The sequence below is a fragment of the Isoptericola chiayiensis genome, assembly GCF_013149805.1.
Classification (GTDB): Bacteria; Actinomycetota; Actinomycetes; order Actinomycetales; family Cellulomonadaceae; genus Isoptericola; species Isoptericola chiayiensis.
In genome coordinates this window covers 46,398-70,988 of record NZ_JABEZT010000002.1, presented here as the reverse complement: position 1 = coordinate 70,988, position 24,591 = coordinate 46,398, and the positions used below count along the sequence as shown (strand labels likewise).

Here is a 24,591-nt window from a genome sequence, read left to right as displayed (position 1 = left end):
GCACTGTGGCCCCGGATCGGCAGTACGACCTGCCGATCCGGGGCCACAGTGCCGATCCGACCGGTCAGGACGACAGCGGCGCGGCGCAGCCGTACCTGATCCCCCTGTCGCTGGTCTGGCTCAACGAGAGGATCCTGCTCGCACTGTCCGCGGCGTCCCGCACCGCACGCAGCATCACCACGACGTCGACGACGCGGCTCGCGCTGGGCCACACCCGGGACGTCGTGCTCGTGGACGCCGTGCTGGAACACACCGTGCCCGTGTTCCAGGCCCCCGCGGACCTCGCCGAGGGGTACGCCGCCCAGGCGGACTGGGATCCACGTGACGCCCCGGACGGCTACGTCTACCTGGTCCTGCGGCCGGAGCGCATCCAGGCGTGGCGTGAGGTGGACGAGATGCCCGGCAGGGTCCTCCTGCGCGACGGGGAGTGGGTCACCTGACCCACTCCCCGTCGCGCGCCGTGCCCTGCGTCAGAGGCGCTCGAGCACCATCGCCATGCCCTGGCCGCCGCCGACGCACATGGTCTCCAGGCCGTAGCGACCGCCGGTCGACTCCAGCCCGTTGAGCAGCGTCGTCGTGATCCGGGCGCCGGTCATGCCGAACGGGTGCCCGACGGCGATGGCCCCGCCGTGCACGTTGAGCTTCTCCTCGTCGATGCCCAGCTCGCGGGCCGACGGGATCACCTGGGCGGCGAACGCCTCGTTGATCTCGACCAGGTCGATGTCGTCGATCGTCAGGCCGGCCCGGCCGAGCGCCTGCCGGCTCGCCTCCACCGGGCCGAGTCCCATGATCTCCGGGGACAGGCCGGTGACCCCGGTGGAGACGATCCGGGCGACCGGCTGCAGGCCCAGCTCGTCCACGACGCGACCCGAGACGATCACCAGCGCTGCCGCGCCGTCGTTCAGCGGGCAGGCGTTGCCGGCCGTCACCGTGCCGTCGGGCCGGAACACCGGGTCGAGCGTCGCGAGCTTCTCCACGGTGGTACCCGCCCGCGGGCCGTCGTCGGCGGACACCACCGTGCCGTCGTCGAGCGTCACCGGCGTGATCTCCCGTGACCAGAAGCCGTCCGCGATCGCCTTCTCGGCACGCTGCTGGGAGCGGGCGGCGAACGCGTCCTGCTCGTCCCGGGTGATCCCGTGCAGCGACGCCACGTTCTCGGCCGTCTGCCCCATGGCGATGTACGGGTCGGGGACCAGCCCGTCGGCGCGGGGGTCGGTCCAGACGCCCGCGCCGCCGACAGCTCGCTTGGCCGTGCGTTCGGTGGCCTCGGCGAACCGGGGGTTCTCCAGGTCCTGTCCCTCGATGTAGTCCGAGGAGCCCTTGACCATGCGGCTCACCGACTCGGCGCCGGCGGAGACGAACACGTCGCCCTCCCCGGCCTTGATCGCGTGGAACGCCATGCGCGTCGACTGCACGCTGGAGGAGCAGTATCGGGTCACAGTGGTGCCGGGGACGCCGTCGAGGCCGTTGAGCACGGCGACGATGCGCCCCATGTTCATCCCCTGCTCGCCACCGGGCAGACCGCACCCGAGGATCAGGTCGTCGATCCGTTGCGGGTCCAGCGACGGCACCTTGTCGAGCGCCGCCCGGACCATCCGGGCGGCGAGGTCGTCGGCGCGCAGCTCGCGCAGCGACCCCTTGTACGCGCGCCCGATAGGCGAGCGCGCCATGGCCACGATGTAGGCCTCGGTCATGATGGGAGTTCCTTTCTCAGACGAACGCGGCGTGGCCGGTGATCGACCGGCCGACGATGAGCTGGTTCATGTCCCGGGTGCCCTCGAAGGTGTAGACCGCCTCGGCGTCGGCGAAGTAGCGCGCCACACCGGTGTCGAGGGTGATGCCGTTGCCGCCGCAGACCTCGCGCGCCAGGGCGACGGTCTCGCGCATGCGGGTGGTGACGAACGCCTTGGCCAGGGCGGCGTGCTCGTCACGCTGGGTGCCGTCGTCCTGCATCTGCGCGACGCGCACGCACACGCCGAGGCTCGCGGTGATGTTGCCGAGCGCGGTGGCGAGCTTGTCCTGGACGAGCTGGTAGGAGGCGATCGGGTTACCGAACTGCTCGCGCTCGGCCGTGTACCGCACGGCGGCCTCGTAGGCACCGATCATGGTGCCCAGCGACTGCCACGCCACGCCGTCACGCGTCACCCGCAGCACGTTGGCCAGGTCCTTGAAGCCGTCGACGCCCTGCAGGCGGTCGGCCTCGGCGATCTCGACGCCGTCGAGCGTGATGTCGGCGTTCTGCACGATGCGCAGCGACTGCTTGCGCTCGATCTTCGTGGCGGAGAAGCCCGGTGTGCCCTTGCGGACGAGGAAGCCCTTGACCTGGTCGTCAGCGGTGTCCTTGGCCCAGATGACGACGACGTCGGCGAAGGTGGCGTTGCCGATCCAGCGCTTGGCGCCGTTCAGGACCCAGGTGTCGCCGTGGCGGGTGGCGGTGGTGCGCAGGCCGCGGGCCGTGTCCGAACCCGACAGCGGCTCGGTGAGGCCGAAGGCGCCGATGAGATCGCCTCGGGCCATGGGCGGCAGCCACTGCGCCCGCTGCTCGGCGGAGCCGCCCAGGCCGATCGAGCTCATCGCGAGACCGCTGGAGACGCCGATGAAGGTGCAGAACGACGAGTCGACGCGTGCGAGCTCCATCCCGACCCAGCCGCGGAAGACGGCGCTGTTCTCGAACTGGGCGGTCTCGGCCCAGGCGGCGCCGACCGAACCGAGCTCGGCGAACGGCTTGAACAGGTGGACCGGGCACTCGGCGCGGTCCCAGTAGTCGTCCGCGACGGGTCGCACCTCGCGCTCCATGAAGTCGCGCACGCGTCCGACGGCGGCCTGTTCCGTCGCGGTGAGCTGGTGCTGGAAGCCGTAGAAGTCGGCGTCCAGCAGCTCGGCGGCTGCAGGGGCGGCGGGTGCCGCCGGGGTGGTGAGAGTCATGGTCGCTCCGATCGTCGTCGATCCCGTGCCGTCAGTGTGCATCATTCTCCCAGATGTTGCACCCATCGGGGGTGTCCGGGCTAGGCTGCCGACATGCTGTCCCCGTCGAGCGACATCGCCACCGTGGGCCTGCGAGCCGCGCCGACCCGCCTGTCCGCACGGCTCGCTCCCGGCGTCCACCCCGATGCGCTGCGCGCCTTCGACCGCGCACGTGAGACCTTCGTCTCAGGTCGACGCATCGACATGGGCGGCCTGGCCGCCGAGCTCTCCGTCGACCGCACGTCGGTGTTCCGCTGGGTCGGCAACCGCGACGCGCTCCTGTGCGAGGTGCTGTGGTCGCTGGCGGTCCCCACGCTCGTCCAGGCGGAGCACGCCGCCGACGACGTCGCCCCCGACGGGGGACCCGCCCACGTCGCGACGCTGCTCACGCACTTCGCCACCGACCTGATCGAGGCCGAGTACTTCCGCACCTTCCTCGACCGCGAGCCCACCCGAGCGCTACGCCTCATGACGACGACGGCCGCACCCATCCAGCGCCGCTACGTCGCGACCGTCGAGCACCTGGTGCAGGTCCACCTCGGCCCCACCCCGTTCGACGGCGCCATCGACGCCCACGCGCTGGCCTACCTGCTGGTGCGCGTGTCGGAGTCCTTCACCTACGCCGACCTCATCGCCGGCGAACCCCCGAGCCCCGACGCCGCCGGCTCGGCGTTCCGCCACCTGCTGCGCGTCTGACCCCGCCCGAGAGGACCCTCATGCCCGTCCGCCACCCGTTCGCCCTGCGCTGGAACGACAACGACCAGTACGGCCACGTCAACAACACCGTCTACTACCAGGCCATGGACACCGCGGTGAACACCTGGATGATCCGCGAGGCAGGGCTCGATCCCAGCGGCGAGGTACGCGGCTACTGCGTGGCCTCGTCGTGCGAGTTCCGCTCCCCCGTCTCCTACCCGGACGACGACCTCGAAGTGGTCATCGGGGTCGAACGCCTCGGCACCACGAGCATCACCTGGGACCTGCCGATCGTGCGCGCCGGAACCGATGGCCCCGTCGCCACCGGCCGGTTCACCCACGTGTTCGTCGACGCGACCACGCAGCGCCCGGTGCCGGTGCCGACGTCGATCCGCGCCGCCGTCGAGCAGCAGCTGGCACCCAGCGCCGCCTGAGCCTCAGCGCCCGTCCCACCAGCGCAGCAGGAGCTCGGCCGTCAGGGTCAGCCACGGCGACGGCTCCCCGACGGCGACGTCCTCCTCGAACCACACCCGACCCGGGTGACGGTGGTCGCGAACCCACGTGCCGTCGTCGCGCCGCGCGGCCCGGACCACCTCGACGGCCTCCGACAGCCGCTCGTCCGGGGCGACGCCGTCGTGCCGCGCGGCCCGCCGGAAATAGTCGGCGGCGTTCAGCACGCTGTAGTGCCCGCGGAACGGGTACTCGAACCGGTGCACCCACGGAGCCAGCTGCTCGCCGGTCGAGAGCCGACGCGTCAACCGCCGCTCCAGCAGGTACTCCTCCCCCGTCCGGCGCGCCGCCCGCACGCGTGCGTCACCGCCGACGAGCTGCTCGTGGGCCAGCAGCCCCTTGAGCACGTTCAGGGTGGAGACGAACGAGGACACCGTGGCGCCCTCGACCCACTCGCAGTTCCAGCCGCCGTCGGGCATGCGCCCGGTCACGAGGCGGTCCCGGATCCCGGCGACGTCGACCCCGAGCCAGGTGCCGTTGGCGAGCGTGAAGGCGTTGATGCAGCAGTCGACCTCGCCGTCCCAGTAGGGCAGGTCGTCGTACTCCCACCGGCAGTGCCGGGCCAGGAGCTCGGGCGTGCCGTTCGACCGCAGCACCTCGGCGTCCAGCCCCCACTCGCGCAGCGAGGTCAACGCCCAGGTCGTCGCGGTCCACGGCTGGGGCGCACCCGCACCCTGCTGCGCGAACCACGCCTGCCCGCCCGGGAAGAAGGCGCCGCCCGCCCACCGGCCGTCGTCGTCCTGCCGGGCCAGCAGACGGGCACCCATCCCCTCGGTCGCCACGCGCTCCCGCGTGGCGCGCCAGACGGCGTCGTCGACGCCGAGCAGGTCGCGCTCGACCTGCCACCGTAGGGCGGGGTCGGAGTCCAGCAGCCAGCGCTCCACGGGCGTGGTGGTCACCCGCCGAGCGTAGTGCGCGGCCGGCTCGGACACACCGGGAGCAGCGTCGGCGGGCCGTCGGGCAGGACGGCGTCTCGGCCCGTTCGACCACATACCGACCGCGCGGTATGCTGGCACGGCTCGGCACCGCCGCCGGGCCCGAGCAGAGAGGTGAGGTCATCGATGACCGACGTCCCCGGCCTGGACCGCGCCGGCCTGACCGCCTGGCTGGCACGACAGCACCCGGAGCTGGTGCCGTCACCCGACGTGACGCTCACCGTCGAGGTCATCGCCGGCGGCCGCAGCAACCTGACCTACCGCGTCGACGGCGCCGCGCTACCCCTGGTGCTGCGGCGCCCCCCGCTCGGTCACGTGCTCACCAGCGCGCACGACATGCGCCGCGAGCACCGGGTCATCTCGGCGCTCGAGGCCGGTGACGTGCCCGTGCCCGCAACCGTCGACGTCGTCGACGACACCACCACGAACGAGGTCACCGGGACCACGTTCTTCGTGATGGAACGCGTCGAGGGTGTCGTGCTGTCCCGCCCCGAGCAGAACGCCGACTACACCCCCGCCGGGCTGCACCGGTTGGGCATCGGGCTCGCCCGCACGCTCGCCGACCTGCACCGCGTCGAACCCTCCGACGTCGGCCTGGCCGACTTCGGGCGCCCCGACGGGTATCTCGAACGCCAGCTCGCGACGTGGCGCCGCCAGTACGACGCGTCGCGCTCCCGCGAGCTGCCCGACCTCGACGCGCTGCAGGACCGGCTGGCGTCCGGGATCCCCGTGGCGCGCCGGACCGGGATCGTGCACGGCGACTACCGCCTCGACAACGCCATCGTCACCGGCCCCGCCGACCGGCCCGCCATCGCAGCCATCCTCGACTGGGAGATGGCGACCCTCGGCGACCCGCTCGTGGATCTCGGGCTCCTCGGCCTCTACTGGGACATCCGCGCCCTGAGCGACGACGGCGTCGCAGCCAGCGCCGTCGTCCCCGGTGTCGGCTACCCCACCTTCGACGAGCTCGTCGAGGCCTACGCGAACCGGGTCGACGTCGACCCCCCGGACCTGTGGTGGTACCGCGCGTTCGCCGCGTACAAGCTCGCCGTCATCCTCGAGGGGATCCACTACCGCTACCGCGCCGGCGAGACCGTCGGTGCCGGCTTCGACACGATCGGCGACCTCGTCGCCCCGCTCGCGGCCGACGGCCTCGCCCGTGCGACCGCCCGACCCAGGAGCAGCTGAGATGGACTTCGCCCCCGACGCCCGCACCACCGAGCTCGCCGAGACGGTGCACCGGTTCCTGTACGACCAGGTCCTGCCGGCCGAGCCCACCCTCGACCGCCAGCTCGCCGACGCCCCCGACGACTGGACGTTCCGGCCGATCGTCGACGAGCTGCGCGCCAAGGCCCGCGCGGAGGGCCTGTGGAACCTGTTCCTGCCGTCCGAACGCGGCGCCGGACTGACCAACCTGCAGTACGCACCGCTGGCCGAGCTCACCGGGTGGAGCCAGCGTCTGGCCCCGGTCGCGATGAACTGCGCCGCCCCGGACACCGGCAACATGGAGCTGCTGGCCGAGTTCGGCACTCCCGCGCAGCAGGAAAGCTGGCTGGAGCCGCTGCTGGAGGCGCGCATCCGCTCGGCGTTCAGCATGACCGAACCGGACGTCGCGTCCTCGGACGCGTCCCAGATCGGCACCCGGATCCGCCGCGACGGCGACGAGTACGTCGTGACGGGGCGCAAGTGGTGGTCGACCGGGGCCATGAGCCCGGACTGCCGGTTGCTCATCGTCATGGGCAAGACCGACCCGGACGCTGCGCGCCACCAGCAGCAGTCGATGGTCCTGGTCCCCCGCGACACCCCGGGGGTGCGGATCGTGCGCCCGCTGACCGTGTTCGGCTACGACGATCGCGACCACGGCGGGCACGCCGAGATCGTGTTCGACGACGTGCGGGTCCCGGTCGAGAACCTCCTCGGCACGGAGGGCGGCGGGTTCGCGATGGCCCAGGCCCGGCTCGGTCCGGGACGCATCCACCACTGCATGCGTGCGCTCGGCACGGCGGAGCGCGCGCTGGCGCTGGCCACCGAGCGCGCCCGGGAGCGGTCCACGTTCGGGGTGCCGCTGTCCGAGCAGGGGGTCATCCGTGAGTGGGTGGCCGAGTCGCGCGTCGAGATCGAGGCGCTGCGGCTGCTCGTGCTCAAGACCGCCTGGCTCATGGACACCGTGGGCAACCGCAAGGCGATGACGGAGATCCAGTCGATCAAGATCGCCGTGCCCCGTGCGGTGCAGCGGATCCTGGACCGCGTCATCCAGGTCTTCGGCGCTGCCGGGGTGTCGTCGGACCAGCCGCTGGCGGAGATGTTCGCCGGCAACCGGTCGCTGCGCATCGCCGACGGGCCCGACGAGGTCCACCTCGCCTCGCTGGGCCGCGCCCAGCTGCGCCGCTGAGCACCGACGCGCATCGCCGAGGTAGGCAGACGTCCCGCGAGGTAGGCGGGTTCCGGCCCAGGTAGGCAACCTCTCGACGAGGTAGGCAAGTCCGGCCGCGGTAGGCACGTTGGGTGCCTACCTCGGCCGGGCTTTGCCTACGCCGCGGGACGTTTGCCTACCTCGCGCAAGAGTTGCCTACGCCGCGGGGACGTTGCCTACGTCGCGAATGAGTTGCCTACCTCGGCGAGGAGTTGCCTACCTGGCGAGGGGCGGGCGCGGACGCACGACGACGGGTCCCGGCACCGGGGGGAGTGGTGCCGGGACCCGTCGGATCAGGGGGTCGCCGCCGTCGCGGCGTCAGCTCACTCGGCGGCCGGGATCCCGTTGCCGTCCAGGGGCAGCTGCTCCGGCTCGATCGCCGTCACCGACTCCCCCTCCAGGCGGTAGGTGGACCCGACGAAGTCCTGCACGCCGCCGTCGACCATGGTGATCCCCACGGCGTCGTACCCGGAGTGGTTCTCCGCGCTGTAGGCCAGGGGCACGATGCCGTTGCCCACGACCTCGCCGGACTCGAGCGCCTCCACGAGGGACTCGCGGGTCGGGTCCTCGCCGGCGGCCTCCAGCGCCTCGACGAATGCGTACCCGACGCCCATGCCGAACACGGTGTTGCCGTCGAAGGCGGCGCTGCCGTTGTACTCGTCGTTGATCTCGGTGAAGAGCTCGACCCACTCCCCGTCCGGGCTGAACGGCAGGTAGTTCACCGAGGTGAAGCCCTGCAGCACCTGCGCGGCCACGTCCTCGCCGAGGAACTCCACGAGTGTCGGGTAGTCGCCACCCGCGGACGCCGCCATCCAGGTCGGCATGAAGCCCATCTGCGCGGCGGTGCCCACGGCGAGCGCCGTGAAGCCGTTGACGGTCGCGAGCATGACGACCTCGCACCCCGCGGACTGCATGGCGCCGATCTGAGCGGTGACGTCCTGGTTGGAGGTCTCGTAGGTCTCGTAGGTGGTGACGCCGTCCTCCCCGAGGGCGATCTGGACGCCCTCCAGGAAGGTCTCGCCGTAGTCGTCGTCCTGTCCGAGCACGCACACGCTCTTGCCGGCGTGCTCGTCGGCGGCGTACTGGCCGAGCGCGGAGCCCTCGACGTGGTAGTCGGCGTTGTACCCGAAGGTGTACGGGTACTCCTCCGGGTCGTTCCACGCCGTCGACCCCGAGGAGACGAACAGGTCGGGCACCTCGTTCTGGTTGAGGAAGTCCAGCACGGAGGAGTGCGTCGGTGTACCGAGGCCGTTGACGACGGCGAAGACGTCGTCCTGCTGGACGAGCTCGCGCACCACCGTCTGGGTGTTCGCCGGGTTGTAGGCGTCGTCCTTGACGATGTACTCGATCTGGCGTCCGTGGACGCCGCCGTTCGCGTTGACGTAGTCGAAGTAGGCGCTGGTGGCGGCCGAGATCGACGAGTAGCCGGCGGCGGCCGGACCGGTGAGCGGCTGGTGGGTACCGATCGTGATGGTGTCCTCCGAGACGCCGGGTACGGCCTCGTCGGCGCCGCCGCAGGCGGCCAGGGACAGCAGGAGCGCTCCGGCGCCGGTGGCGGCGACGAAGGTCCGTGCCGGGGCACGGGTGATGGTGGGGGTCCGCATGAGGGTCACCTCTCTGTGAGCTGTTGCGGGACGGTCCGGGAGGGCCGGAACCTGGTGGTGAGGGAACGGATGCGGTCCCCGAGGGCGTGGGACAGCCCTCCGGGCCACACGACGGTGACCGCGATCAGCAGTGCACCGAAGACGAGGACGGCGACGTTGCCGGACAGCCGCTGCTCGAGCTCGGACGGCAGGCCGACGGCGGCGACGCCGGTGTCGATCAGCCAGGGCAGCAGCACGACGAGGACGGCGCCGACGGCGGCCCCGCCGATGCTGCCGAGTCCGCCGACGACGACGGCCACGAGCAGCAGGAGGGAGAAGGCCAGGTCGTAGGCGCCCGGGCTGACGTTCTGGGTGACGACGGCGAGGACTCCGCCGCCGAGCCCTGCGGCGAGGGCTACGGCGACGAACGCGCCGGTCTTGACGCGGGCCGGCGAGATACCCGCGAGGCGGGCGGCCGTCTCGTCGTCGTGGACGGCGCGCATGCGCAGCCCGCTGCGTCCCGACCGCACCAGCGCCAGCGGTGTGACGGCGAGGGCCGCCGCGAGCACGGCCATCCAGGCGTGCCACTGCTCGATGCTCACGACACCGCCGAGCGCGTCGGGGACGCCCTCGAAGGGGACGCCCACGCCCTGGGCGCCGCCGAGTGCGGGCACCTGGGTGCTGATGGCGGGCAGTGCGATGACCAGGGCCAGCGTGAGTCCGGCCAGGTAGGGGCCGCGCAGCCGGGCGCCGGCCAGCCCGAGGAGGCCGCCGACGGCGCCGGCGAGCACCAGCGCACCGAGCAGACCTCCGAGGATGCGCAGCACGCCCTCGACCCCGGCGTCGGCCAGCGGGGCGGCAGTGAGCGCGTACCCGTACCCCCCGGCGGCCATCAGGACGGCGTGCCCCAGGGAGAGCTGGCCGGTGAGGCCGACGAGCAGGGTGAGTCCGGCGGTCGCGCAGAAGATCGCGGCGATGGTGGCCAGCTGGTAGTTGGCGTAGGAGTCGAGGACGAAGGTCGCGCCGACGGCGAGCAGGGTGCAGACGGCGGAGCGCACCAGGACGGCCCGGCGGCGTTGTGCTGGAGTGGTCATGCGGTGCGTGCCTCCTTGACCGCGAAGATGCCGCCCGGGCGGACGAGCAGGACGAGGGTGAGCAGGGCCAGGACGGCGATCGGTGCGAGCCCGGCGCCCAGGAACCCGGTGACGAGGCTGATCAGGACGCCGACGACGATCCCGCCGACGAGGGCCCCGACCGGGGAGTCGAGACCGCCGAGCACGGCCACGGTGAAGGCGTGCACGAACAGCACGTCGCCGCTGTGGGCGTTGAGCCCCAGCTCGGTCGGGACCAGGAGCAGCACCGCGAGCGACGCGACGGCGGCCGAGAGCATCCAGCCCAGCGTGACCATCCGCGGTACCCGGACGCCCAGCAGGCGGGAGACCTCGGGCGCCATGGCGGAGGCCCGCATCTGCAGGCCGAGGGTGGTGCCGTTGAACAGCAGCGCCAGCCCGCCGACGACGCCGAGCGCCACGAGCAGGACGAACAGGTCGTACGGCGAGAGCACGGGCACCCCGCCCACGGTGAACGGCTGCTCGGAGAAGGGTGCCGCCATCGGACGGTGCTGCGGGCCGAACGCGATGCCGATGCCGGCCTGGAGCACCATCACGAGCCCGATGGCCACGATCATCCCCGGCAGGGGCGTCCTGGCGGGCACGAGGCGGATGAGCCAGCGCTCGACGGCGTAGCCGACGACGGCGCCGGCGACGAGCGCGGCGACGAGCCCGAGCCAGAACGAGTCGGTCAGCGCCGTGACCGCGAAGGCGACGAACACGGCCACGACGGCCATGGCGGCCTGCGCGAAGTTCACGATGCGCGCGGCACGCCAGATGATGACGAGGGACAGGGCGAACAGCGCGATCACGAGGCCGCGCGCGAGCCCGGTGGCGAGGAGAAAGGCGATGCGATCCATCAGAACCCCAGGTAGGCGTGGCGGAGGGCCGGGTCGGCGGCGATGTCGGCCGCCGGGGCGTCGGCGACGATCTCGCCGAGCCCGAGGACGACGCCCCGGTCGGCGACGGACAGCGCGCTGGTGACGTTCTGCTCGGCGAGCAGCACGGTCAGCCCGGTCCGGCGGGCGGTGTCGCGCAGCGTGTCCAGGAGCTGGGCGACCACGCGGGGCGCCAGCCCCAGGGAGGGCTCGTCGAGCAGCAGCACGCGGGGCTCCGCGATGAGCGCGCGGGCCAGGGAGAGCATCTGGCGCTCGCCCCCGGAAAGCTGGTGTCCCAGCGACCTGCGCCGTCGGGACAGCGGCTCGAACGCGTCGTACATCGCTTCCACGGCGTCCCGGCGGGCACGTCGTGCCGGGATCTTCCAGAGGGCCCCGAGGTGCAGGTTCTCCTCGACGCTGAGCTCGGCGACGACGCTGCGCCCCTCGGGAACCTGCGCGAGGCCGCGGCGGACGCGGTCCTCGACGGACACCGCGGACAGGTCCTCCCCGTCGAGCACCACGCGCCCCGACCGCGGGGTCAGCAGGCCGGAGACCGTCCGGAGCAGGGTCGTCTTGCCCGCGCCGTTCGCGCCCAGCAGGGCGACGATCTGGCCGGCCGGGACCTCGAGGGTCAGGTCGGCCATGACGGGGGCGCCGGCGTACCCGACGGTGAGTCCCTCCACCCCCAGGGCGGCGGGGGCTGCTGGAGAGGCCCCGGCAGGTGCGGCGGCCGCGGTGGTGGGCCGGGGGGTCGCGGGGCTCATGCGGCGGCCTCCAGCCCGAGGTAGGCGGCCTCGACGGCGGGGTCGGCCCGGACCTCGTCCGGGGTCCCGCACGCCACGACCCGCCCGAAGTCGAGGACCACGATGCGGTCGGCGACGTCCATGACGAAGTCGACGTGGTGCTCGACGAGCAGCACGGAGCACCCCTGCGCGGACAGGGTCCGCACGACGTCGGCGAGCTCGGCGATGTCGTCGGGCCCGAGCCCGCCGGCCGGCTCGTCCAGGAGGAGCAGCTGCGGCCGGGTGGCCAGGGCACGGGCGAGGGCGACCCGCTTGCGGGCGGGGTAGGACAGCGCGGCGACGGGCGTGGCGGCGTCGGCGGCGAGGTCGAGCCGTTGCAGGGTCTCGAGCGCGGCGTCGCGGCCGGACCCGTCGCGCCGTCCCGAGAGCGGGACGAGGACGTTCTCGAGCACGCTGAGCGACTCGAACAGCCCGAGTCCCTGCAGCGTGCGCGCGACGCCTCGTTCCAGCAGTCCGGTCGGCGTGGCGGGCGCGCGACGCCCGCCGATCCGGATGCTTCCGGACGCGGGCCGGACCAGGGAGCAGACGGCGTTGAACACGGTCGTCTTGCCGGCGCCGTTGGGGCCGATCAGGGCGACCGTCTCGCCGTCGCCGACCGTGAAGCCGACGTCGTCGAGCGCGGTCAGGCCGGAGAAGGTGACGGTCAGACCGTCGACCTCGAGTCGTGGGGTTGAGCTGGACATCGGCACCTCTTCGTGTCGGATGTGTCACACCCTAGCGCATAAACCGACTGGCCGGTATGTCATCTGCGCAGATGTTGCACGGCTGTGACGTGCGGGTGCGTGGGGAGAGAAGAGCGCAGGTCAGAGGTGTCCCACGCCGTTGATCATGCCGCCGTCGACGACGATCTCGGCGCCGGTGACGTAGGCGGAGTCGTCACCGGCGAGGTAGAGCACCGTCCCGGTGAGGTCGTCGGGACGCCCGCCGCGCCGCATCGGGATCGGGAGCCCGGACGGGTCGATGCGGGCGGTCATGTCCGTGTCGATCCACCCGGGGTGGATCGAGTTGACCCGGATGCCGTCGCCGCCGAGCTCGACGGCCAGCGACTTCGTCAGCCCCCGCACCCCGAACTTCGCGGCGACGTAGCCGTGCAGGCCACGGCTCCCCCGCATCCCCTCGACCGAGGAGATGTTGACGATCGACCCGTGGCCGGCCGCCTTCATCGTCGGGACCACGGCCCGGCACCCGAGGTAGGTTCCGGTGAGGTTGACGGCGATCACGGCGTCCCACTTGGCCCGCGGGTAGTGCTCGATCGGGCCGGCGTTGGCGATGCCGGCGTTGTTGACCAGCACGTCGACCCCGCCCCAGGCGGCCACGACCTCGTCGACGACGGCCGTCCAGGCGCCCTCGTCCGTGACGTCCAGCACGGCGAACCGCGCCCGCTCGCCGAGGTCGGCGACGAGGGCGGCGCCCTCCGCCTCGAGCAGGTCGGCGACGACCACCCGGGCGCCGGCGTCGTGCAGGGCCCGCACGTAGGCGGCGCCGATGCCGCGGGCCCCGCCGGTGACGAAGGCGACCCGGCCGTCCAGGCCCCGCGTCATGCCGCACCTGCCGTCGCGACCTCGACGACGAGACGACCCGTCGTCGTCCCGGTGGCGAGCAGCTCGATCGCCTCGGGAGCCTTGGTCAGGTCGACCACGTCGGCGACCACGGGTCGCACGGCGCCGGCGTCGGCGAGCCGGACCAGGTCGGCGTGGGCGGCGTCGACGAGCGCCGGGTCGCGCTGGGCATACAGCCCCCAGTGCAGGCCGAGCACCCCGTAGTTCTTGACGAGCGCATGGTTGGCGCGCACCGGCGGGATCTCGCCGCTGGCGAAGCCGACCACCACGATCCGCCCCTCGAAGGCGATGCACTTGGTCGACGCGGCGAACGACGGCCCCCCGACCGGGTCGAAGACCACGTCCGCGCCGGCGCCGCCGGTGAGCTCCTTGACGCGGGCGGCCACGTCGTCGGACCGCAGCAGGATGTGCTCCGCCCCGGCGGCACGGGCGACGGCGGCCTTGGCCTCGCTGCCGACCACGCCGATCACCCGGGCTCCGGCGGCCGCGCCGAGCTGGCACGCGGCGGTGCCCACTCCCCCGGCGGCGGCGTGCACGAGCAGCGTCTCGCCCTCGCGGAGCCCCGCGCGGCGGTGCAGTCCGAACCAGGCCGTCTGGTACGCGACGGTCAGGGCGGCGGCCTGGGCGTCGTCCAGCGCGGCGGGCGCCCGGTGCAGCAGCCCCTGGTCGAGCACCGCGTACTCGCTCAGCACGCCGATGTGCGAGCCCACCACGCGGTCGCCCACGGCGACCCGGTCCACGTCCGCGCCGACCTCGACGACCTCGGCGCACATCTCGATGCCGGGCACGAACGGCGGCTCGGGCCGGACCTGGTACTCACCGCGCGCCAGGAGCACGTCGGGGAAGTTCACCGCGACCGCCAGGACGCGGACCAGCGCCTGGCCGGGGCCCGGCGCGGGGCGCTCGACCTCGTCGAGGCTCATCACCTCGCGGGGCTCGCCGTTGCGGTGGACACGCCAGGCGCGCATCGTCTCGGTCATCCGTCCTCCACGGTGATGCTTCGCAGGAACAGGTCGGCCAGCTGCTGGGCGACCTCGGTCTTGGTCTCGGGACCCGACGGCGAGTACCAGTAGGACAGGTAGTGCACGTCGGAGTAGAAGTGGGCGATCAGCACGGAGCGGGGCACGTCGGTGCGCACGACGCCCTCGGCCTGACCCTTCTCGACCAGGGCGGCGAAGGCGTCGTGGTAGTCACGACGACGCCGGGTGACCTCCTGGTGGCGGGCCGGGGACAGCATGTGCATGCTCCGGAAGAAGACCGTGCCCTCGGGCAGCAGGTCGATGGAGGTCTCGACGACGTCGACGCACGCCGCGCGGATCACCTCGAGAGGCGGCCCGCCCGCGGCGACGATGTCGTCGAGGTGGCGGCGCTGCAGGGTGAGCATCCGGTCGTAGATGGCGAAGAGCAGGTCGTCCTTGGACTGGAAGTAGTGGTACATCGCGCCCTTGGTGACGCCCGCCGCCTCGACGATCTGCTGGACGCTGGTGGTGGCGTAACCCTGGGTGGCGAACAGGTCCAGGGCGGCCTTGAGCACGGAGTCGGCGACGTTGGTGGTCCTCATGAGTCCATCCTTCACCCGACCGAGACGATCGAGGCGCCACCGTCGATCCGGAGTGTCTGCCCGGTGATCCAGGCGGCGTCGTCCGACAGCAGGAACGCCACGGGGCCGGCGACGTCGTCCGGCTCCCCCAGGCGCTGCAGCGGGTAGGCGGCGGCGACCTCCTCCTCCCGGTCCGCGAAAAGGGCCTCGGCGAGCCGCGTGCGGACGACGGCGGGGGCGACGGCGTTGACGCGCAGCCGTGGTGCCAGCTCGTGCGCGAGCTGGGCGGTCAGGTTGATCAGCGCGGCCTTGGAGACGCCGTAGAAGGCGATGTTCGGGCTGGCGCCCGTCCCGGCGAGCGAGGCCGTGTTGACCACGGACCCGCGCAGTCCGGCTGCGACGGCGTCGCGCGTCCACTCCAGCGCGGCGACCACGTTGACGTCGATGATCTTGCGCACCACGGAGGCCTCGACCTCGAGCGCGGGTCCCCAGGCGGGGTTGATGCCGGCGTTGTTGACGAGATGGTCGAGCCGGCCGAACCGGTCGACGGCGTGCGCGATCGCCTCGCCGCGGTGGTCGGCGTCGTCGGCCTTGCCCGCCACGAACGAGGCGCGCGCGCCGAGTCCGGCGACGGCCTCCTCGAGCGAGTCGGGCTTGCGGCCGGTGATCACCACGCTGCCGCCCTCCGCCACGATCCGCCGGGCGACCGCGAGGCCGATGCCCCGGCTGCCACCCGTGACGATCGCGACCTTGTCCGCGAACCTCTGCACTGAGTCACCTCGATAGACGTCGTCGTCCCGGCACGGGCCCTCGATGGCCGTTGCGTACCGTCTGGTCGGTTTGCCGTGCCCACCCTAGCACCGCCGACCCGCCCGTCTCGCCCCCTCGGCGTCCCGGCGACGTCGTCTCAGTCCGCCGTTGCGTCCTGCCGTCCGGCACGCCACGGTGGGAGGCATGGACTTCACCCGGCCCCTACCCCCGGACCCCTACTCGCTGCTCCCCGTCCCGGCGACCTTCACCCTGACCAGCCCGGACATCACCGAGGGCGACCCGCTGCCCGCGGACCACGCCGTCGACGGCGGCAACACCTCGCCCGCGCTGGCCTGGTCCGGCCACCCCGAGCAGACGAGGTCGTTCGTGCTGAGCTGCTTCGACCCCGACGCGCCGACGCCGTCGGGCTACTGGCACTGGCACGTCCTCGACCTCCCCGCCACGACGACCTCGCTGCCCCGCGGTGCGGGTGCCGCCGAGGGCACCGACCTGCCGCGCGGCGCGTTCCAGCTCACCTCCGACGGCGGTCGGGTCGGGTTCGAGGGTGCCGGCCCGCCGCCCGGGGACCACGCGCACCGGTACGTGTTCGCGGTGCACGCGCTCGACGTCGAGTCCCTCGACCTGACCACCGAGAACACCAACGTCCACGCGGCGTTCAACGTCTACTTCCACACGCTGGCCCGCGCCACCCTCACCGGGACGTACCGCCGATGAGCACGGGGCTGCCGACGCTGGGCGACCTCGACTGGCGTCCCGCCGTCGAGCACCGCGACCTGCTCGCCGACCCGGTCGCCGCCGCCCTGGTCGCCTGGGCCGGCGCCGACGCACGAGTCGCGACGCAGGTCGCGGTCGCCCCCATCGACCCCGAGCACGCGGACACCGCCACGCTCAACGAGGTGCACGGGCTGCCGCCCGAGGCCTCCGCGAACTGCGTGGTGGTGGCCGGACGGCGCGGCGAGGCCGAACGCGTCGCCGCCTGCGTCGTGCCGGCCACGACGTCTGCCGACGTCAACACGCGGGTGCGCAAGCTGCTGGACGCCCGCAAGGCGTCGTTCCTGCCCCAGGACCGCGCGACGGCGGAGTCCGGCATGGCCTACGGCGGCATCACACCGCTGGGCGTGCCCGAGTCCTGGCGGGTGCTGGTGGACGACCGCTTCGCCGCCCCCGGCACGCTCGCGCTCATGGGCTCGGGCGTGCGGCACTCCAAGGTGCTCATGCCCGGACCCCTGCTGTGCGAGGCACCGGGCGTCGAGGTCATCGACTCGCTCGGCGTCGAGCGCGGCTGAGCCGCGGCCCGCGCCACGGGCGCTGCCGCACCGTGCTCAGAGCTCGGCGCGCCCCTGCCGCCAGTAGCCCATGAACGCGACCGCCTTGCGGTCGACGCCCTTGGTGCTCACCAGGTAGCGCCGCAGCGTCTTGATGACGCCGGCCTCGCCGGCCAGCCAGGCGTACAGGACGGTGTCCTGCGCCAGCGGCCTGCCCGTGGCGTCGACCGGCACCTCCCAGAGGATGTCGGCGTCGACGTCGACGTCGGCGAACTCCCCCGCCAGGTCGACGCCCGCGGCGGTGACCGCCGGTGCGTCGTCGACGGACGCGCGCACGCCCATGGCGAGCAGCCGGTCGGCGGCCTCCTGGACGGCGGGCACCAGCAGGTCGCCGTGCGAGCGGTCGTCACGCCCGAGCCAGGTGACCCGCACACCCGCCGGAGCGGCGAGGGTCCAGCGGTCCTCGGGGTGCGGGACCTCGAGGAACACCTCGCCGACGGCGTCGGCGGGCAGCGACTCGCAGATCGCGGCGATGGCGGGGACCGCCGTCTCGTCACCGGCGAGCAGCAGGGCGTGGCTGGTCGCGGGCGGCGCGAACTCCAGGCCGCCGTGGGGTCCGTCGTGGGCGTCGTTGGGGCCGAGCAGCACCAGGGGCGAACCCGGCCGGGCACCGTTGGCCCAGCGCGAGGCCGGACCGGTGTCCCCGTGCAGGACGATGTCGACGTCGACCTCGCGCAGGTCCTGCCGGACGGCTCGCACGGTGTACGTGCGCAGCGGGTTGCGGCGCTCCTCGGGCAGCGCGCGCCAGGAGGTGAACCAGTCCGGGTTCTGCCGGTCCAGGTACTCCCAGCCGCCGCACGGTGCGGGCAGGAGGAACTTGATGCGCTGGTCGCAGCCGTTGTCGGCGAACTCGTGCAGGTCGTCGCCGGTGAACGTGATCCGCACGAAGGACGGGCAGAGCCGCGTGACGCGCTTGACCTCGACGTCGAACATGCGCCACGGGCGGGGGGCGACGGCGGTCTCGGTCGTCTCGGTCCGGGCGTCGGTCGCGGAGGAAGTCACGCAGGACAGCCTAACCTCATCCCGGTACCGCGAAGCAACGACCGTGACCGGTGCCACACCTGGCTCGAGACCGGGTCGCCGGGCAGCGCGGTCAGCGCACCTCGCCCGCGCCGCCGCTGGCCCACTGCTGCGCGAGCCGACGCAGCGTCAGCAGCACCGGATCGGTCAGGAGGGTGCCGGCGACGACCTGGCGCATCGCGTCGGCCGGCACCTCGGGCACCGTCGCGAGGTCGCCGCGCGCGACCTGCTCGGCGGCCTGCGCCAGGACCGTCAGGTGCTCCGGCGACACCGGGACCCCGGCCTTCTCGGCGTCGTCCAGCTGAGCGGCCAGGCGGTCGGTCAGCACCGGGTCGTCGCACCATCCGCGGGCCGCGACGAGCTCGTCCACCCGGCGGCGCGCCGCGACACCGGCGGGCGGCTCCTGCTGCGCCTCGTCGGCGACCAGGGCTCGTTGCGCCGCGCCGAGCAGGCCGTGCCGGGACGACGGCGGGTCGTCGAGCGCCGCCAGCACCTCGTGGACCGCCGCCAGCGACAGCCCTGCCGAGCCGGTCAGCGCCCGGACCAGCCGCACGCGCTCGACGTGCGACTCGTCGTAGACGGCCTGGGTGCGCGACGTCGGCACCCCCGGGGGCAGCAGGCCCTCGCGCAGGTAGTACTTGATCGTCGCGACCGGCACGCCGGTGCGCTCGGCCAACGCGGAGACGCGCATCGCCTCCTCCCTTCCTCTTGACATTGGACAGTAGCACTCTCCAATAATGGATAGCCCTACTATCCAAGGAGCATCATGACCACTCTGACGACGCACGACCACCACGGAGAGCTCGCGGTCTTCCTCATCGGTGCGAGGGTCGAGCGGCTCTGGCGCCCCGACGCGTGGTGGCCCGCGATGGCCGCGATGCGGCCGATGCTCGCCGAGCTCACCGCCGATGCCGACTCCGGCTTCCTCGGCGGCACCACCCTGCTCGGAAGCCGGGGCCCGACGATGGTGCAGTACTGGCGCAGCGTCGAGCACGTCTACGCCTACGCGAACGACGACGCCCGCCGGCACCGTCCCGCCTGGGCGGAGTTCTACCGGCGTGCCCGCCGCGTGCCCGGTGCGGTCACGGTCTGGCACGAGACCTTTCGGGTGCCCGCCGACGGGCACGAGAGCCTGTACGTCGGCGCGCCGGCACGGTTCGGGCTCGCCGCCGCCACCGGCGCGGTCCCCGCCGCGCGGCGGGGACGCACGGCCCGCGAGCGCCTGGCCCACGCGTCCGAGGAGGCCTGATCGTCCGCTCGTCGCCGGTCCGGGCCGGGGTCCACCGGTCCGGACGGGTCACCCCGCCTCGGGAAGCCGCGTCGCCCAGAAGGCGACCGCCGACGCCGCTGCGACGTTGAGCGAGTCGACCTGCCCTGCCATGGGGATCCGCACGACGTGGTCCGACGCCGCGACCGCGCCCCGCGACAGGCCGTCGCCCTCGGTGCCGAGCACCAGGGCGAGCCGTTCCGGCGGGTCCGCGGCCAGGTCGTCCAGCGTCACCGCGTCCTCGCCGAGCGCCAGGGCCGCGACGTCGAACCCGGCGTCGTGCAGGTCGTCGATCCCCGTGGGCCAGGCCGCGAGCCGCGTCCACGGCACCTGGAAGACGGTCCCCATCGACACCCGCACGCTGCGCCGGTACAGCGGGTCGGCGCAGCGGGGGGTGACCAGCACCGCGTCGACGCCGAGCCCGGCGGCCGAGCGGAAGATCGCGCCGACGTTGGTGTGGTCGACGATGTCCTCGAGCACCGCGACGCGCCGGGCCCCCTGCCCGTCGCGGGCTCCGGCCAGCAGCGTGGCGACGTCCGGGAGGACGGGCCGGTGCATCGCGGCGAGCGCCCCGCGGTGCAGGTGGAACCCGGTGATGTCGCGCAGCACGGCCTCGTCGGCGACGAACACGGGGACGTCGGGGTGCGCGACGAGCACGTCCGCCATGGACTCGAGCCACTTGTCGGCCATGAGGAACGACCGCGGCCGGTGCCCGGCACGCAGGGCGCGGCGGATGACGTTGGAGGACTCGGCCATGAACAGCCCTTCGGCCGGTTCCCGCGCGGTGCGCAGCCTGACGTCGGTCAGGTCGGTGTAGTCGTGCAGGCGCGGGTCGGAGGGGTCGGTCACCCGGACCAGGTTCGGCAAGTCCACGCCAGGGATTGTCTCAGCCCCGACAGGGGGACCTGGACGGCTCACGACGTCGCGAAGAGTCGCAGGGTGAGCTCGCGCCACACCTGCGTCCCCACCCCTCCCGGCGCGGCGTCGACGACGTGCCCCGCGGCGGGGATCTCCACGTGCTGGTGGTCCACGTCGTGGGCGGCCAGGGTCGCCGCCAGGTCGGCGGCACCCTGCGGTGGGACGAGGTGGTCGGCGGCGCCGGTCACCGTCACCGTGGGCGGGGACGACGGCGTCACGTGCGTGGCCGGGGTGACGGCGTCGTACCGCTGCGGGACCTCGGCCGGACTGCCGCCGGTGTAGCGCTCGGCCATCGTCCGGGCGTCGGCGCCGACCAGCGGGTCCGGGTTGTCGTGGAGACCGGCCGGGTCGGCGACGGGGTACAGGGTGCTCACGGCGGCGACCTCGGGCACGTCGCCGTCGCAGGCGGGCTCGAGCGTGCCGGCGCGGGCGCGGTAGGCGACGTCGAGCGCCACGTTGCCGCCCGCGGAGTCGCCGACCAGGAAGACCCGGCCGGGTTCTCCCCCGTGCTCGGCCGCGTGCCGCGCCACCCAGACCAGCGCGCACGCCACCTGCGGCTCGACGACGTCCCAGCGGTGCTCGTCGTCGCCGGACAGCGGGTAGTCGACGCTGACCGCCACGTACCCCTGGTCGGCGAACCAGCCGGCGTGCGCGGCGGTGCCCGGCCGGCGCCGGTCGCCGGTGACCCAGCCGCCGCCGTGCACCAGGACGACCACCGGGGCGCCGGAGCCGCCCGACGCCGGTTCCCACACCGACAGGTCCAGGGGCCGGCCATCGAACCGGGCGTACACGGCGTCGCGGTCCGGCGGGCGCACGGGCCGCTCGACGGCGAACAGCTCGCCGATACGGACGGCGACGCCGTGCTCCTGCGCGACCAGCAGCTGCTGCGTGAGCACCGTCAGCGCGCACACGACGGTGGCGGCCCCGGCGAGCACCACCCCGAGACGGGTGGCGCTCGCCCGGCGCAGCAGCGCGGCCGTCCCCGCCAGCAGGACGGCGAGCCCGCCGACCGCCAGCCACACCGCCCGCGACGAGGCGGCCGCCCCGAGATGGCCCCATCCGGGCACCTGGGGCACGAGGGCACCGGAGGCGGGCACCAGCAGCACCAGCGCGACGACGGCCAGGACGGCGACGACGAGGCTGCGACGCGGCGGTTCGGCAGCGGGCGGCGCGGGTGCGGTCCGCGCGCCCCGTCCGGTGGGCGGGTTCACCGGCCCCACTGTGCCCTGCGCCGCACGTCGGCACCAGCGTTCGTCAGAACGAGGCCAGGAGCTCGTCGAGGGCCTTCCGGTAGGCGGGCGCCGCCGGGTAGTGCGAGTGGTGCCACACGGTGACGGTGTAGGCCCTCGGGTCCAGCTCCTCGGCACCCCGGTCCACGGGGTTCGGTTCGTAGGCGCAGACGGGGAAGCCGATGAAGTCGGTGCGCCGCCACAGGTTGCGCCAGCGGGGCCCCCGACCCACACCCGCGCGCAGCTGGTGGGCGAGCGAGCCACGTCGCGGCTCGTCCTGGCTCGGCCGCGGCCACGTGCGTGACGACTGCGCCACGACGCTCCCCGCGCGCGGCACCTCGTTGCGCCACGGGTCGGCACCGCGGAAGCGCGGCCGGCACAGCGGCGGCGTGCCCAGCGCGGCGGGCCCGAACAGCTCGGGGAACAGCCGCCCGAAGAGGCCGCGGAGCTGGGTGCCGTACGTGAGCAGCGCGACGTCGCGCTGGGGCGTCTGGTCCTCGTCGCTGCGGGCGAGCACGACCGCCGCCGCGAGCATCCCGCCGTTGCTGTGCCCGGACAGCACGACCCGGCGCCGCGGCGCGGCCGCCGCCCGGCGGGCCGGGGGCAGGTCCAGGGCGTCCAGCCACGCGTCCAGGCGTCCCCGGACCTCGGGGACGACCCGTTCGGCGTAGCACGGGGGGCCGAAGGGGTGCGCGGCACGGGGCAGGAAGCACATCAGATCCCACAGCACGCCGGCGGGCCGCCCGGCGCCGTCACGGCCCGCGGCGGCGACGCTGACCGCCAGGAGCGTCGCGGCCGTGCCGAGCGCGGGCGCAGCGAGACGGGCGACGTCGTGACCCGGCTCGAGGGAGGACAGGACCGGCAGGTCGGCGAGCGCCAGCGTCAGGCTGAGGAGCAGGGCCAGCAGGAAGAACGCCGCGAGCACCCCGACCACCAGCTCGGCGCGCTGCCCCGCCGCGGCGTGCCGGCGCATGCGCAGCACCCGCAGCACCCGGACGGGCAGGGCCGAGGAGTCGACGGTCCGGGGATCGTCGTCGCCGTAGCAGTCGCTGTCGGGGGTGGTGACGCTCCAGGTCCCCGGGGCGCGGGCGATCCACCGGAGCCTGCGCAGCACCGTCGCCAGCGCCGCGACAGCGACCGCCAGGAGGGCCAACCCGACGATCAGCCCGAACACGACGTACACCTCGGGCACGGTCAGGGCCCCGGAACCGTTCGCCACGGCCGCCGAGGGCTCCCGGCCGTCGACACGGACCACCTCGAACGTTGCGGTACCGGCCGGCCGCTGCAGGACCGAATGCGCGCCCAGGACGACGAGCGCCGACAGCAGGACGGCGAAACCGGCCGCCAGCAGCAGGAACACCGCCGGTCCCGTGCCCCACCAGGCCTCGTCGCCGTGGTGCGAGCGCCCGCGCGCCCACGTGGCGAGCACCAGGCCGACCAGCAGGACCGCGGCCGCCCCGGCCGTCCAGCACGCCGCGTCGATCCCCGTCAGCAGCGCCCACGCCCCCAGACCGAGCACGACTGCCAGGTACAGCAGGTGGGCCTGCGGCCGCAGGAACCACGAGCCCGACCGGGCTCCCGAGCGCCACGCCACGGCGCACACGCACAGCCCCACCAGGACGGCGACGAGCAGGGACGGCGCCGCGCCCAGTCCCACGACCGATCCCGCGGCGACGGTGACGCCGTCGCCCGACGGCGCGGGCGGCGCGGGCGGCGCGGGCGGTGGGGCGAGGCTCGCGACGTCGTGCGCGGCGAGCGACACGAGGCTCCCGGCCCAGGCAGCCACCGAGCCCGCCACGAGCACGTTCGCCCACACCGCGGGCCCGTGCCGCGCCCCGAGCCCGCGGCGGGCACCCACGTCGGCGCCCGCCGCGGAGTCCTGCACGGTGCGCCACACCGCGGCGACGACGACGAGCGCGCCCACCAGACCGGCCACCACGAGCCCCGGCGCGGTCGCCAGGGCGTCCTGCGGATCGCACTCGCGCAGGAAGTCCCGCATCCGTCGGCAGCCGGACGCCTCGGAACCGCGGACGGCTGCCGACACCGCGCCCGACCACCCGATCACGGCCGCCACGAACCCGATCCCGGCCGCCAGGTGCACGCGCTCGCCGGTGAGCGTCAGCACGCGGTGCGTCCAGAACCCCGGCGTGCTCAGCAGCGGGAACCGCGGCGCCGACTGCTCGGCCGTGGCCCCCGCAGCACCGGGGTACCCGCGGCCCTCGCCGCCCTTGCGGGCCGAGGTCAGCTCCTCGTAGCGCACCCGGGTGCGCTGTCCCAGCGCCCACAGCGCGACCAGCAGCGCCACGGGCACCGCCGACGACCAGGCGGCGCGGACCGCCGTCGGAGCGAACGCCAGGGCCTGGACGGCGTCCGGCAGCGCCGTGCACACGACGCGCTCGAGCTCCGGGTCGAGGCCCCGGGCGGACTCGGCCAAGCACTTGGTGGCCACCAGGTCGAGGGTGACCGTCAGCGTGGACGCCGTCAGGAGCAGCGTCAGCACCAGCGCGAACAGCCGCACCGCCGCCGCACCGCCGTGCTGGTAGGAGCGCACCCGGCGGCCGTTGCCCGCACCGTGCGCGCTCGTCGGGATGCGCCGCGCCCAGTAGGCGACGTTCGCCATGCCGAACGGGAGCACGAGCACCCACAGCAGCCGCACCACCCCCGACACCACCGCCCCGAACGACCACCCGCCGGGCGCCGCCCACGACAGCCGCGCCATCGCGCCCCAGGAGTAGGCCTCGCGGCGCACGCCCGGCGGGATCCGGCGCGGGTCGCAGCACTCCTCGCACCCGTCCGCGCCGTCCCCCTCGCAGCAGGTCCGCACCGGTTCCTGCGCCGGGGGCTCCTGGTCCCGGCGCCGGGCGTCGGGACCGGGCCACCAGAACGACCCCAGCGCGTCGCCGTGCACGCCGCGCAGGTCGACGGCCGCCGGTTCGACCTCGTGGGCCGCCAGCCCGAGCGCACCCGCCGGCGGCGTGTTGCTCACGCCGTGGATGCGCAGCTCGAGCACGTCGGCCTCGCTCTCGTGCGCTGCGCCCGCGGCCTGCGGCACGGTCGTCGACCCGCTCATG

At 73.8% G+C, this 24,591-nt stretch carries 25 protein-coding genes; 8 read left to right on the top strand and 17 right to left on the bottom strand.

The window, feature by feature from the left end; genetic code table 11:
• Positions 1 to 5 precede the first annotated feature (5 nt).
• Positions 6 to 440, top strand: a complete 435-nt coding sequence (locus tag HDG68_RS03295; RefSeq protein ID WP_172149279.1) for a pyridoxamine 5'-phosphate oxidase family protein — start codon at positions 6 to 8, stop codon at positions 438 to 440.
• A gap of 30 nt (positions 441 to 470) precedes the next feature.
• Here HDG68_RS03295 and HDG68_RS03290 read toward each other — a convergent pair whose 3' ends face one another.
• Positions 471 to 1,694, bottom strand: coding sequence for an acetyl-CoA C-acetyltransferase (locus HDG68_RS03290; RefSeq protein WP_172149278.1), 1,224 nt, complete (start codon positions 1,692 to 1,694; stop codon positions 471 to 473).
• A 16-nt stretch (positions 1,695 to 1,710) separates the two neighbouring features.
• Positions 1,711 to 2,925 carry an acyl-CoA dehydrogenase family protein gene (locus HDG68_RS03285; RefSeq protein ID WP_172149277.1) on the bottom strand — a complete coding sequence of 405 codons (1,215 nt, stop codon included), beginning with the start codon at positions 2,923 to 2,925 and terminating at the stop codon, positions 1,711 to 1,713.
• A gap of 93 nt (positions 2,926 to 3,018) precedes the next feature.
• Between HDG68_RS03285 and HDG68_RS03280 the strand changes: the two genes are divergently transcribed.
• On the top strand, positions 3,019 to 3,660 hold the full coding sequence (locus HDG68_RS03280) for a QsdR family transcriptional regulator (protein ID WP_172149276.1): 642 nt from the start codon (positions 3,019 to 3,021) through the stop codon (positions 3,658 to 3,660).
• A gap of 20 nt (positions 3,661 to 3,680) precedes the next feature.
• Positions 3,681 to 4,094: an acyl-CoA thioesterase gene (locus HDG68_RS03275; protein ID WP_172149275.1), complete on the top strand. Its 414-nt coding sequence runs from the start codon at positions 3,681 to 3,683 to the stop codon at positions 4,092 to 4,094.
• Positions 4,095 to 4,097: 3 nt separating this feature from the next.
• Here HDG68_RS03275 and HDG68_RS03270 read toward each other — a convergent pair whose 3' ends face one another.
• Positions 4,098 to 5,069: a squalene cyclase gene (locus HDG68_RS03270; RefSeq protein WP_343037407.1), complete on the bottom strand. Its 972-nt coding sequence runs from the start codon at positions 5,067 to 5,069 to the stop codon at positions 4,098 to 4,100.
• A 162-nt stretch (positions 5,070 to 5,231) separates the two neighbouring features.
• On the opposite strand from HDG68_RS03270, the gene HDG68_RS03265 reads away from it, so the two are divergent.
• Together HDG68_RS03265 and HDG68_RS03260 are read left to right on the top strand one after the other, a co-directional pair.
• A complete protein-coding gene (locus HDG68_RS03265) occupies positions 5,232 to 6,293 on the top strand; it encodes a phosphotransferase family protein (RefSeq protein WP_172149274.1) in 1,062 nt (353 codons plus the stop codon).
• A 1-nt stretch (position 6,294) separates the two neighbouring features.
• The gene (locus HDG68_RS03260; RefSeq protein WP_172149272.1) at positions 6,295 to 7,497 is read left to right on the top strand and encodes an acyl-CoA dehydrogenase family protein; all 1,203 of its coding nucleotides are present in this window, start codon (positions 6,295 to 6,297) and stop codon (positions 7,495 to 7,497) included.
• Between the two features lie 344 nt (positions 7,498 to 7,841).
• On the opposite strand, the gene HDG68_RS03255 is transcribed toward HDG68_RS03260, so the two are convergent.
• The 9 genes from HDG68_RS03255 to HDG68_RS03215 all read right to left on the bottom strand — a co-directional run bounded on the left by HDG68_RS03255 (position 7,842) and on the right by HDG68_RS03215 (position 15,760).
• Positions 7,842 to 9,122 carry an ABC transporter substrate-binding protein gene (locus HDG68_RS03255; protein ID WP_172149270.1) on the bottom strand — a complete coding sequence of 427 codons (1,281 nt, stop codon included), beginning with the start codon at positions 9,120 to 9,122 and terminating at the stop codon, positions 7,842 to 7,844.
• Between the two features lie 5 nt (positions 9,123 to 9,127).
• Complete coding sequence (locus HDG68_RS03250; RefSeq protein WP_172149268.1) at positions 9,128 to 10,195, bottom strand: branched-chain amino acid ABC transporter permease; 1,068 nt, start codon at positions 10,193 to 10,195, stop codon at positions 9,128 to 9,130.
• Complete coding sequence (locus HDG68_RS03245) at positions 10,192 to 11,070, bottom strand: branched-chain amino acid ABC transporter permease (protein ID WP_172149266.1); 879 nt, start codon at positions 11,068 to 11,070, stop codon at positions 10,192 to 10,194. Before HDG68_RS03245 ends, HDG68_RS03250 begins: the two co-directional genes overlap by 4 nt.
• Positions 11,070 to 11,852: an ABC transporter ATP-binding protein gene (locus tag HDG68_RS03240; RefSeq protein ID WP_172149264.1), complete on the bottom strand. Its 783-nt coding sequence runs from the start codon at positions 11,850 to 11,852 to the stop codon at positions 11,070 to 11,072. The genes HDG68_RS03245 and HDG68_RS03240 overlap by 1 nt, the downstream gene beginning before the upstream one ends.
• Entirely contained in the window at positions 11,849 to 12,574 is a 726-nt protein-coding gene (locus tag HDG68_RS03235; protein ID WP_172149262.1) for an ABC transporter ATP-binding protein, read from the bottom strand. Before HDG68_RS03235 ends, HDG68_RS03240 begins: the two co-directional genes overlap by 4 nt.
• Before the next feature lie 120 nt (positions 12,575 to 12,694).
• Positions 12,695 to 13,432, bottom strand: coding sequence for an SDR family NAD(P)-dependent oxidoreductase (locus HDG68_RS03230; protein WP_172149260.1), 738 nt, complete (start codon positions 13,430 to 13,432; stop codon positions 12,695 to 12,697).
• Positions 13,429 to 14,430, bottom strand: a complete 1,002-nt coding sequence (locus HDG68_RS03225; RefSeq protein ID WP_246253550.1) for an NADPH:quinone oxidoreductase family protein — start codon at positions 14,428 to 14,430, stop codon at positions 13,429 to 13,431. The genes HDG68_RS03230 and HDG68_RS03225 overlap by 4 nt, the downstream gene beginning before the upstream one ends.
• Positions 14,427 to 15,011, bottom strand: a complete 585-nt coding sequence (locus tag HDG68_RS03220) for a TetR/AcrR family transcriptional regulator (RefSeq protein WP_172149258.1) — start codon at positions 15,009 to 15,011, stop codon at positions 14,427 to 14,429. The genes HDG68_RS03225 and HDG68_RS03220 overlap by 4 nt, the downstream gene beginning before the upstream one ends.
• A gap of 11 nt (positions 15,012 to 15,022) precedes the next feature.
• Complete coding sequence (locus HDG68_RS03215) at positions 15,023 to 15,760, bottom strand: glucose 1-dehydrogenase (protein WP_172149256.1); 738 nt, start codon at positions 15,758 to 15,760, stop codon at positions 15,023 to 15,025.
• Between the two features lie 184 nt (positions 15,761 to 15,944).
• On the opposite strand from HDG68_RS03215, the gene HDG68_RS03210 reads away from it, so the two are divergent.
• Both HDG68_RS03210 and HDG68_RS03205 read left to right on the top strand, forming a co-directional pair.
• Positions 15,945 to 16,475, top strand: a complete 531-nt coding sequence (locus HDG68_RS03210) for a YbhB/YbcL family Raf kinase inhibitor-like protein (protein ID WP_172149254.1) — start codon at positions 15,945 to 15,947, stop codon at positions 16,473 to 16,475.
• Positions 16,472 to 17,047 (top strand): YbaK/EbsC family protein, encoded by a 576-nt coding sequence (locus HDG68_RS03205; protein WP_172149252.1) that lies wholly within the window; start codon positions 16,472 to 16,474, stop codon positions 17,045 to 17,047. The genes HDG68_RS03210 and HDG68_RS03205 overlap by 4 nt, the downstream gene beginning before the upstream one ends.
• 36 nt (positions 17,048 to 17,083) lie before the next feature.
• On the opposite strand, the gene HDG68_RS03200 is transcribed toward HDG68_RS03205, so the two are convergent.
• Together HDG68_RS03200 and HDG68_RS03195 are read right to left on the bottom strand one after the other, a co-directional pair.
• Positions 17,084 to 18,019, bottom strand: a complete 936-nt coding sequence (locus HDG68_RS03200; RefSeq protein ID WP_172150285.1) for a siderophore-interacting protein — start codon at positions 18,017 to 18,019, stop codon at positions 17,084 to 17,086.
• Positions 18,020 to 18,179: 160 nt separating this feature from the next.
• Positions 18,180 to 18,797, bottom strand: a complete 618-nt coding sequence (locus HDG68_RS03195) for a MerR family transcriptional regulator (protein WP_172149250.1) — start codon at positions 18,795 to 18,797, stop codon at positions 18,180 to 18,182.
• A 75-nt stretch (positions 18,798 to 18,872) separates the two neighbouring features.
• Here HDG68_RS03195 and HDG68_RS03190 point away from each other — a divergent pair, with 75 nt between their 5' ends.
• Positions 18,873 to 19,355: a DUF4188 domain-containing protein gene (locus HDG68_RS03190; RefSeq protein ID WP_172149248.1), complete on the top strand. Its 483-nt coding sequence runs from the start codon at positions 18,873 to 18,875 to the stop codon at positions 19,353 to 19,355.
• Between the two features lie 48 nt (positions 19,356 to 19,403).
• On the opposite strand, the gene HDG68_RS03185 is transcribed toward HDG68_RS03190, so the two are convergent.
• The 3 genes from HDG68_RS03185 to HDG68_RS03175 are packed head-to-tail and all read right to left on the bottom strand — an operon-like array spanning position 19,404 to position 24,590.
• Complete coding sequence (locus HDG68_RS03185) at positions 19,404 to 20,246, bottom strand: RNA methyltransferase (protein ID WP_172149246.1); 843 nt, start codon at positions 20,244 to 20,246, stop codon at positions 19,404 to 19,406.
• A 41-nt stretch (positions 20,247 to 20,287) separates the two neighbouring features.
• On the bottom strand, positions 20,288 to 21,502 hold the full coding sequence (locus HDG68_RS17520) for an alpha/beta hydrolase fold domain-containing protein (protein WP_172149244.1): 1,215 nt from the start codon (positions 21,500 to 21,502) through the stop codon (positions 20,288 to 20,290).
• Between the two features lie 43 nt (positions 21,503 to 21,545).
• On the bottom strand, positions 21,546 to 24,590 hold the full coding sequence (locus HDG68_RS03175; protein WP_172149242.1) for a hypothetical protein: 3,045 nt from the start codon (positions 24,588 to 24,590) through the stop codon (positions 21,546 to 21,548).
• Between the last annotated feature and the right edge of the window lies 1 nt (position 24,591).

What these genes read in the sequence shown, in the direction of transcription:
- HDG68_RS03290 (WP_172149278.1), bottom strand. Translation starts at nt 1,694, where the DNA reads ATGACCGAGGCCTACATCGTGGCCATGGCGCGCTCGCCTATCGGGCGC.
- HDG68_RS03285 (WP_172149277.1), bottom strand. Translation starts at nt 2,925, where the DNA reads ATGACTCTCACCACCCCGGCGGCACCCGCCGCCCCTGCAGCCGCCGAG.
- HDG68_RS03280 (WP_172149276.1), top strand. Translation starts at nt 3,019, where the DNA reads ATGCTGTCCCCGTCGAGCGACATCGCCACCGTGGGCCTGCGAGCCGCG.
- HDG68_RS03275 (WP_172149275.1), top strand. Translation starts at nt 3,681, where the DNA reads ATGCCCGTCCGCCACCCGTTCGCCCTGCGCTGGAACGACAACGACCAG.
- HDG68_RS03265 (WP_172149274.1), top strand. Translation starts at nt 5,232, where the DNA reads ATGACCGACGTCCCCGGCCTGGACCGCGCCGGCCTGACCGCCTGGCTG.
- HDG68_RS03260 (WP_172149272.1), top strand. Translation starts at nt 6,295, where the DNA reads ATGGACTTCGCCCCCGACGCCCGCACCACCGAGCTCGCCGAGACGGTG.
- HDG68_RS03255 (WP_172149270.1), bottom strand. Translation starts at nt 9,122, where the DNA reads ATGCGGACCCCCACCATCACCCGTGCCCCGGCACGGACCTTCGTCGCC.
- HDG68_RS03250 (WP_172149268.1), bottom strand. Translation starts at nt 10,195, where the DNA reads ATGACCACTCCAGCACAACGCCGCCGGGCCGTCCTGGTGCGCTCCGCC.
- HDG68_RS03245 (WP_172149266.1), bottom strand. Translation starts at nt 11,070, where the DNA reads ATGGATCGCATCGCCTTTCTCCTCGCCACCGGGCTCGCGCGCGGCCTC.
- HDG68_RS03240 (WP_172149264.1), bottom strand. Translation starts at nt 11,852, where the DNA reads ATGAGCCCCGCGACCCCCCGGCCCACCACCGCGGCCGCCGCACCTGCC.
- HDG68_RS03235 (WP_172149262.1), bottom strand. Translation starts at nt 12,574, where the DNA reads ATGTCCAGCTCAACCCCACGACTCGAGGTCGACGGTCTGACCGTCACC.
- HDG68_RS03230 (WP_172149260.1), bottom strand. Translation starts at nt 13,432, where the DNA reads ATGACGCGGGGCCTGGACGGCCGGGTCGCCTTCGTCACCGGCGGGGCC.
- HDG68_RS03225 (WP_246253550.1), bottom strand. Translation starts at nt 14,430, where the DNA reads ATGACCGAGACGATGCGCGCCTGGCGTGTCCACCGCAACGGCGAGCCC.
- HDG68_RS03220 (WP_172149258.1), bottom strand. Translation starts at nt 15,011, where the DNA reads ATGAGGACCACCAACGTCGCCGACTCCGTGCTCAAGGCCGCCCTGGAC.
- HDG68_RS03210 (WP_172149254.1), top strand. Translation starts at nt 15,945, where the DNA reads ATGGACTTCACCCGGCCCCTACCCCCGGACCCCTACTCGCTGCTCCCC.
- HDG68_RS03205 (WP_172149252.1), top strand. Translation starts at nt 16,472, where the DNA reads ATGAGCACGGGGCTGCCGACGCTGGGCGACCTCGACTGGCGTCCCGCC.
- HDG68_RS03200 (WP_172150285.1), bottom strand. Translation starts at nt 18,019, where the DNA reads ATGTTCGACGTCGAGGTCAAGCGCGTCACGCGGCTCTGCCCGTCCTTC.
- HDG68_RS03195 (WP_172149250.1), bottom strand. Translation starts at nt 18,797, where the DNA reads ATGCGCGTCTCCGCGTTGGCCGAGCGCACCGGCGTGCCGGTCGCGACG.
- HDG68_RS03190 (WP_172149248.1), top strand. Translation starts at nt 18,873, where the DNA reads ATGACCACTCTGACGACGCACGACCACCACGGAGAGCTCGCGGTCTTC.
- HDG68_RS03175 (WP_172149242.1), bottom strand. Translation starts at nt 24,590, where the DNA reads ATGAGCGGGTCGACGACCGTGCCGCAGGCCGCGGGCGCAGCGCACGAG.